This window comes from Microbacterium sp. 18062 (genome assembly GCF_902706225.1).
Lineage (GTDB): Bacteria > Actinomycetota > Actinomycetes > Actinomycetales > Microbacteriaceae > Microbacterium.
In genome coordinates, this window is the sequence record NZ_CACSKB010000090.1 from 1 (window position 1) to 7,730 (window position 7,730).

At 71.0% G+C, this 7,730-nt stretch carries 6 protein-coding genes; 2 read left to right on the forward strand and 4 right to left on the reverse strand.

Annotation, left to right across the window (positions count from 1 at the left end; genetic code table 11):
• Window positions 1-1,947: primary-amine oxidase (locus GVL03_RS18505; protein WP_159502483.1), on the reverse strand; the 1,947-nt coding region annotated here is incomplete at its 3' end.
• Between the two features lie 113 nt (window positions 1,948-2,060).
• A complete protein-coding gene (locus GVL03_RS18510; RefSeq protein ID WP_159502484.1) occupies window positions 2,061-3,536 on the reverse strand; it encodes an APC family permease in 1,476 nt (491 codons plus the stop codon).
• Between the two features lie 222 nt (window positions 3,537-3,758).
• Here GVL03_RS18510 and GVL03_RS18515 point away from each other — a divergent pair, with 222 nt between their 5' ends.
• Both GVL03_RS18515 and GVL03_RS18520 read left to right on the forward strand, forming a co-directional pair.
• Window positions 3,759-5,276, forward strand: a complete 1,518-nt coding sequence (locus tag GVL03_RS18515) for an APC family permease (RefSeq protein ID WP_159502485.1) — start codon at window positions 3,759-3,761, stop codon at window positions 5,274-5,276.
• Window positions 5,269-5,979 carry a helix-turn-helix domain-containing protein gene (locus GVL03_RS18520; protein ID WP_159502486.1) on the forward strand — a complete coding sequence of 237 codons (711 nt, stop codon included), beginning with the start codon at window positions 5,269-5,271 and terminating at the stop codon, window positions 5,977-5,979. Before GVL03_RS18515 ends, GVL03_RS18520 begins: the two co-directional genes overlap by 8 nt.
• A gap of 149 nt (window positions 5,980-6,128) precedes the next feature.
• Here the strand turns inward: GVL03_RS18520 and GVL03_RS18525 are convergent, their stop codons facing one another.
• Window positions 6,129-6,842, reverse strand: a complete 714-nt coding sequence (locus GVL03_RS18525; RefSeq protein ID WP_159502487.1) for a hypothetical protein — start codon at window positions 6,840-6,842, stop codon at window positions 6,129-6,131.
• 71 nt (window positions 6,843-6,913) lie between these two features.
• Entirely contained in the window at window positions 6,914-7,459 is a 546-nt protein-coding gene (locus GVL03_RS18530) for a hypothetical protein (RefSeq protein ID WP_159502488.1), read from the reverse strand.
• Between the last annotated feature and the right edge of the window lie 271 nt (window positions 7,460-7,730).

The window sequence follows — 7,730 nt, forward strand, 5'->3', positions numbered from 1 at the left end:
GGTGCAGTGCGTGGACACGGGGGCGGGGACGTTCAGGACGGGGCTGCGGTCGAAGAAGTTGTAGGGCTTGAGGGTGAACTTCGCGTAGTCCATGGGCATGACCGGCCAGTCCTCGTTGCGGGGGAAGTGGGTGAGCCCGAAGGTGTGCCAGAGCACGACGTCCTCGCCCACGAGCGGCTCGTCGCCCGCGATGAAGGCGGGGATGCCGGCGCCGCCGGGGTGCTGGTTGACGAAGTCTCCCGCCGCGTAGCGTTCGGTCGGGTCGTACTTCGTGACGAACAGGTTCTTCGTGGCGAAGGCGGCGCGCGCCGCGATCGACGACGCGTCGTCGGCGAGGAGCACGGGGCTCTCGGTCGGGAACAGCACGTACGAGGTCGGCTGACCCCGCTGCGTCGTCCGTTCGGTCGATGCGATCTGCCAGACGCGGTTGACCGCGCCGTCGGCGAGCCGCCCCGACACCTTCTCGGAGGCGATCGGGGTGACCTTCTTGCTGAACGCGTTGCCGGCGGGGTTGTTCGCGGAGACGGGCACGCGGACGGCGTCGATCTCGTTGACGACGTTCGCGACGCCGTCGACGGTCATGTCCAGGCGTGCGGAGAACAGATGCTGATGGTAAGGGGCGCCGAGGCCGGGCGCGACCTCGGAGGCGAAGGGGTACGGCGACCCGTCCTCGGCGTCGCCGGGGTAGGCGGAGGTGAACAGGATGCCGGTGAGCTTGGCCTCGCACTCGATCGTGCCGTCGAGGTAGAGATACCAGAAGAACCCGTAGTCGTAGTTGCCGACGGTCGTGAAGAACGAGATCACGAGCCGGCGCTGTCGGCGCACCTCGCTGGCGCCGGTGAAGATGTCGGTGTGCTTCCAGAGGGAGCCGAAGTCCTCCTCGTGCAGGCAGATGCCGTTGCGGATGGTACGGGGCGCGCCGAGCTCGTCGGCGAGGACCGCGTCGACGTAGGTGATGTCGCCGACGCAGTCGCAGCCCAGCTCCAGCTCGTTCGTGTAGCGGCCGAACAGGTACTCGCCGGTGTCGAAGTAGTTCTGCCAGAAGCGGTTCGGGGCGGGGTCGCCGTAGGGCACGACCATCTCGCTGATCGAGCCGCGGTACATCACCGGCCGGCCATGGAAGGCGAGCTGGCGCAGCACGAGCCCCTCCCGGGCGTCGAAGCCGATGCGCAGGTCCCATCCGCCCCAGGCGAGGTGCTCGCCGTCCACGGTGAGGCTCGAGCCCTCGGGCTGGGTGATGGCGATCGGTCTCAGACCCTCCAGCGGCGGCCCCTGGACCTCCGGGTCGTCGTAGTTGCCGCTGGTGGCGGGGATGTCGAATCCGGGGGTGTCCACGATGCGGATGACCCGGCGATCGGCGACGTCGATGTACGCGGTGAGCCCGTCGACCGGATGCGCCCACGGGTGGTCGGCGGGGTGGTCCTGGCGGAACGCGAAGGCGCGCAGGATGCGCCGGCCCGCCTCGTCGTCGTACCCGTAGTTGCCCGCCGACAGCGGCACGAGCACGACGTCGTCCGGCGTGAGCCCGCGGTCGGCGAGCGCGGCGACCCACTCCGCGCTCTCGTTCGCGATCAGACCGACCTCCTCGAACTCCGCCTCCAGGATCGGCAGCTGCCCATCCGTCCCGTCGAGCTCGACGCGGCTGAGCACGGTGCCCGCGTCGATGGAGACGACGATGTCGAGCGAGCGCGTCGTGACGATGTCGAGCAGCTGCACCCGTGCCTTGCGCTCGGGCGTCGGCGCTCCCTGCTCCCAGGCCAGGACCTCGCCCTTCTCGGGCTCCTCGAGACCCACGTAGGCGAAACGCGTCGTGGACGTGGTCTCCGGCAGCGCCTGCACGATCGCGCGCACGCTCTCGATCTCGGCGGTCGTGAGGGAGGACAGCGGGTGTCGCGGCGAAGGCGGCGCGGTGTCGGCGGAAGCGGTGCGGGTGTCGGTGACGCTCATGTCGGGCTCTCTGTGAGGGGGGCGGGGGGTCTCGACGGGGTTGTTCGGGGACGGTTCTTCAGGGCGGCGGGAGCGCCCGCATCCGCGGACGGAGCGGGCGTTCCCGCGGGTCCTCAGCCGGCGATCGAGTCGGTCAGCTTCGCGTACGCCGCCGGTCGCCGGGCTCGGATCCACGCGGCCTGGACGAAGCCGATCAGCGGGAAGACGACGATGAGCGCGAGGAGCAGCCAGGTGATCACGCCGAAGACGGGTTCACCGTCCGCATCCACGTCGCCGACCATGAGCGGGAAGTTCGCGACGATCAGCGCCGCGGACATGATCAGGCCGACGAAGCCGAGCGCCGGCGCGACGATGGTGTTCCACACCCGGCGGTCCTTGCGGGTCCTCGCGAAGTACACGATCACGGCGATCGAGGTCACCGCCATGAGGACGGCGATCGCGAGGGTGGCGACGCCGGCGAACCAGGTGAACACCTGCAGGATCGGGTCGAGCTGGAAGAGCGCGAAGGCCACGACGAGCACGACCGAGGTGCCCGTCTGGACGAGCGAGGAGACGTGCGGCGAGAGATGGCGGTGGTGCACCGCCCCCACGCGCTCGGGCAGCACCCCGGCGGCGGACATCGAGTGCTGGTAGCGGGTGAGCACGTTGTGGAAGGACAGCACGCAGGCGAACATCGAGGTGATGAGCAGCACGTTGACCGTCACCTCTCCCGCGACGCCGAGATAGCGGGACATCGTGCGCAGGATCAGCGTGCCCGGATCCTCCGCGGCCGCATCGAAGATCCCGTCGGGTCCCCACGCCATGACCAGCCCCCACGAGGCGAGCGTGTAGAACAGGCCGATCCCGATGACGGCGCCGTAGGTCGCGCGCGGGATCGTGCGATCGGGATCGCGGGCCTCGTCGCGGAAGATCGCGGTCGCCTCGAAGCCGATGAACGCGGCGATCGCGAACATCAGGCCGACACCGGGGGAGCCGCTGACGATGTTCGCCGGCTCGAACGGGGCGACGCCGAGCCCCTCCTCGCCGCCGGTGAACACGACGGCCGCCACCATCACCAGCACGATCGCCACCTCGGCGACCAGAAGCACGCCGAGCACCTTGCTCGACAGGTCGATGTGACGATAGCCGAGCGTGCCGACGAGGGCGACGACGAGGAGCGAGTAGAGCCACCAGGCGATCGCGGGGCCGCCGAGCGAGGCGACCGTGACGCTCAGGATGTAGCCGATGTAGCCATAGACGGAAACCTGGATCGTCGTGTAGGTGAGCATCGCGATCCACGCGGCCGCGAGGCCGCTGGGGCGGCCGAGACCGTAGCCGACGTAGGTGAAGAACGCTCCGGGCTTGGGCACATGGCGGGTCATGGCGGCCAGGCCCACGGCGAACAGCAGCAGGATCACGGCGCTGATCGCGTAGAGCGACGGGAAGCCGACGCCGTTGCCGAGGAGGATGCCGAGCGGAGCCGCGCCGCCGACGACCGTGAGCGGGGATGCGGCGGCGACGACCATGAAGACGATGGCCGTGACGCCGAGCGATCCGGTGAGAGTGCGCTTCGCCGACGCGGCGAGGCCGGGGGATTCGAGCTGGGTCATGGGATTCCTTGCGGGGGAGGCGGACGGATGACGCGGAGCTGTCGGTGAGAGTCTCCCGGCGCCCGGTTGCGTGGTCGTCTCGGCGACGTGAAGCCTGGGGCACCCCGAACGGGACGGGGCGTCGACGGTGTCTCATTCGGGCGTCATCTGACGGAAACGCGGGTGTCGCGGGGGAGCAATCGGCTGCGGCTAGCGTCGATGCGCAGCATCCGGAGGTGTCCCATGACCGCTCTCGAGCGCGCCATCTCGCGCCCGGACCCCGTCAGCGGGTTCGGGGTGCGCTCGCCGCTGCACGGGCTTGCCCGCCGCAGCGTCGGCTTCTTCGACGTGCTCGCGCAGTCGGTGTCCGCCGTCGCCCCGTCGGCGGCGGCGACCACGGTCGTGCTGCTGATCGCCGGCGTCGCCCCGTCCGCGATCGTGCCGGCGGTGCTGATCGCCGGGGTGCTGAGCCTCCTCGTCGCACGCACCGTGTCGCAGTTCGCGCGCCGGTTCGCCGCGGCGGGCTCGGTGTACACGTACACGGCGCGGGGGATGGGGCCGGGGCCCGGTCTGGCGGCGGGAGCCGCGATCGTCGTGGGCTACGGCGCGGTGGCGATGTTCACCCTGCTGGGCGGCGCCTACTACACGACCCTGCTGCTCGGCGCGTTCTGGCCCGCCGCGCAAGGACCGGCCGCGGTTGCCGCCGTGCTGGTCGCCGAGGCGGCGCTGCTCGTGCTGCTGCTCGTGCGCGGCATCCGTATCTCGGCGCGCGTCGCCCTGGTGATCGAGGTGGTGTCGGTCGCGCTGATCGTCGCCCTGCTGGTGGCCCTGCTCGTGCAGATGGGGCCGATCGACCCCGCAGTGCTGCTGCCGTCCGACGACGTCTCGCCCGCGGCGCTGGCGGCGGGGGCGTTGATCGCGCTCACGGCGTTCGTCGGATTCGAGAGCGCGGCCACGCTCGGCGTCGAGGCGCGCACGCCGCTTCGGACCGTGCCGCGGGCCATCGCGTGGACGGTGCTCGTGTCGGTGTGCCTCTACCTGCTGTCGGCCGTCACGCAGGTCGCCGGGTTCGCCGCGATCGGGGGGACGCTCGCCGACAGCGTCTCGCCGATCAACGAGCTGGCGGTCGCGTTCGGACTCGGCGGATGGGGTGTGGTCGCCGATGTGGGGATCGCCGCCTCGTTCCTCGCCTGCGCGATCGGGTCGACGACGGCGCTGAGCCGGGTGCTCTTCACGATGGGCCGCGACCACGTGCTCCCCGGCGTCGTCGGACGCACCCATCGCCGCTGGGGCACGCCCGTCGGCGCCCTGGTCGTGTCGCTGCCCGTCGTGACGCTCGTGCCGCTGGCGCTGGTGCTCGGCGGTGTCGACGTGCGCGCGGCGATGCATCTGACGATCGCGCTGGGCGGAGCCGGGTACATCGTCGCCTACGTCCTGGTCTGCGTGGCGGCGCCGCTGTTCCTGCGCCGTATCGGGGAGCTGACGCCGGGCGCCGTCGTGACCGCGGTCGTCTCCGCGGTCGCGTTGACGGCGGCGCTCGTCGCGTTCTTCGCGGTGGACGCCGCGTCGGGCGGCGGCGTCATCTGGCTGGTCGTGCTCACCGCGATCGCCGCGTGCACCGCGATCGTCTGGCGGATGCGGCGTGGCGGCGTGTCGCTCGAGGGCATCGGCACCTACGACGAGCCCGTCGTCGCGCAGGTGCTCGGGGGCGTCGTGCGGGGCTCGGCGCCGCCGGACGCGGGCGAGGAGCCGGATGCCTGAGCGCAGGCGCGCGGAGACGGTCCCGAGCCTCACCGCGCGCCAGCCGCGGGCGATCCACAGCGCGCTGACCGTGCTGGAGGCGGTGGCGGCGCTCGGAGCGGGGGTCACCGCCCGCGAGATCTCCGATGCGCTCGGGCTGCCGCGCGCGACGACCTACCGTCTCGTCAACCTGCTCGTCGAGGACGAGTACCTGGTGCGCACCCGTGACCTCTCCGGGTTCGCGCTGGGGGCGAAGGTGGCCCAGCTCGCGGCGGTCGCGGTGCCCGTGCGGCTGCCTACCGCGGCGCGGGCCGTGCTCGCGGAGACGCGATCCGCCCTGCGCGGGGGCGTGCACGTCGTGCTGTTCGGCGAGGGCCGGCTCACGATCGCCGACGCCGACCCGGACTTCCCGCTGTCGGACGAGCTGCGGCTGGCGCGTGAGCCCGCGCGGTACGCGCTCGGACGGATCGCGCACGTGGAGAGCGGCGCGCACGACGAGGTCGCCCGCGCCGCCGCGGTCGACCTCGCCCGCTTCGGGGCGACGCGGCAGTTGGGTGAGACCACCCCGGGGGTCGCCTGCATCGCCGTGCCGATCCGCGACGACGGCGGACGGCTCGCCGCGGCGATCGGGTTCTCCGGCGCCGTGCACCGCGTCGGCGAGCCCGCAGCCCTCCTGCACGTGCTCCGGCCCGCCGCCGAGCGGCTCGCGCCCCTGATCACGTGAGCTGGGCATGAGTTGGGCGGGACGGCCGGGGATGTGGTCGCCGCGCACGTCGAGAGCAGGAGATATCTGTCGGGCAGGACGTTCTTCACCTTCTCCTCCCGTCCAGCCGATTTCTCCTGTACAGCGGATGCCGCGACCTCTCGGGGCGGTCAGCATCCGGCGCCGGCGGGGTTCTCGGCGCAGGTGCGGTCGACGAGGGCCGTGCGGGCTTCGAGGATGCGCACGGGATGACCGTCCGTGGTCGCCTCGACGAGCCCGTCGATGTCGCGCCATGCTCCGCCGGTGAAGCTCACCGCGGCCGCGTACTGCACCGTGACGGCGACCGTGTAGTCGCCGCGCCGGCCGTAGGCGTGGCTCGTGCCGGTCGGCGTGAACTGCGCCTGGCCGAGTGCGGCCCAGGATGCACCGCCGGTGGTCGCGGTGCGGGCTGCGCCGTCGCCGTACGAGAAGCGGTAGCCGACCGGAGTGAACCGCACGACGACGTCGTAGCCGAACAGCGATCCCGGGATGCTCTGCTCGGCCGCGGACGACACCAGGTTCGTGGGCATCCCGACGATGCCGACGCCGGTCGGCTCGCTCTCGAGGGTCGGGGCCGCGGGTCGGAACGAGGCGAGGTCGGCGAGGGTCACGTCCGGCAGGGAGCCGACCGAGTAGCCGTCGCGGCAGAGCACCGTCCGGCATCCCGGACGCAGGAGGTTGCCGTCCTCGTCATAGCGGGGTGCGTCGTCGGCCGTCTCGGTGCCGTTGCCGCCCCGGTTTCCGGAGTTCTCGCCGCCGTTCACGCCCGGAAGCGTCGCGTCGGCGACGATGTCGATCCGCGAGCCCGGATTATCGATCGTGCACGTCGTCGACCATGTGCCCACGTCACTGCAACCGGACTTCGTGAAAGACAGAGCCGACGGAACGAGCGTCAACAGCACGATGGCTTGGACCGCTATAGGTCGCATTCTGGAGCACCTTCACGGCCGACGATGTCTCGAATGGCGAGTTCACCGGATTGCGTGGGCTTGAGAGCAACGGTCAAACTCTGTACGGATGTGCGGTCAGGCTGCACCTGTGAGTCTCCCGATGCATTTACTAGCGCGATACTGCTTACATCCAGACAGACGGCGAGGCTGACCTCGCCGCTAGATGGCGACCAGACGTTGCCTTCGATGGTTGTAATCACCGATTCCCCCGACACCGTGAATCCTTCGGCGTGGTAGCGCGAAAGTCCTTCCCGGTCCGACGCGTTCAGATCCCCGGTGGTCCACTGGTAGACGTCTTCGAAGGTGGCGGGGTCGGAGAGATCGACGCGGTTGAGGGCGTCGACGTAGGCGCGGTAGGTCTCTTCAGCGGCGGCGAAGGCCTCGGCCTCGGAGGCGAAGCCGGTCGGGGTGGGAGCCGGCGCGGGGGCGGGCGAGCCGCATCCGCAGATGAGCGCGGCCAGCGCGACCGCGGCGGTGGCCGCGAGCGTGCGGGTGGGGCGCGGGAGGATCATGCCGCCACGGTAACGCGCCCGCATCCGCCCTCGCCCACGTTATCCACAGTCCATGCGGAGAACGGGCGGAGCCCGGCCGTGGGGAGGAACCGCGATCGCCGCGCCCGCTCCCGCGCAGAGACCGGAGCAGCTCCCCACGTCCGGGGTTGCGTCCGGCAAGGTGGTGTACGAACCGGTGACCGTGTCGCTGCTGACGTAGCGACGGTCACCGCGTGATTCTTCGAGAGAACTCTTCACATCCATCTCGAAAGGACCTCGACGATGACCGTCG

Bases quoted from the DNA above. Each gene is read 5' to 3' on its own strand.
- GVL03_RS18510 (WP_159502484.1), bottom strand. From the start codon at position 3,536: ATGACCCAGCTCGAATCCCCCGGCCTCGCCGCGTCGGCGAAGCGCACT.
- GVL03_RS18530 (WP_159502488.1), bottom strand. From the start codon at position 7,459: ATGATCCTCCCGCGCCCCACCCGCACGCTCGCGGCCACCGCCGCGGTC.
- GVL03_RS18520 (WP_159502486.1), top strand. From the start codon at position 5,269: ATGCCTGAGCGCAGGCGCGCGGAGACGGTCCCGAGCCTCACCGCGCGC.
- GVL03_RS18515 (WP_159502485.1), top strand. From the start codon at position 3,759: ATGACCGCTCTCGAGCGCGCCATCTCGCGCCCGGACCCCGTCAGCGGG.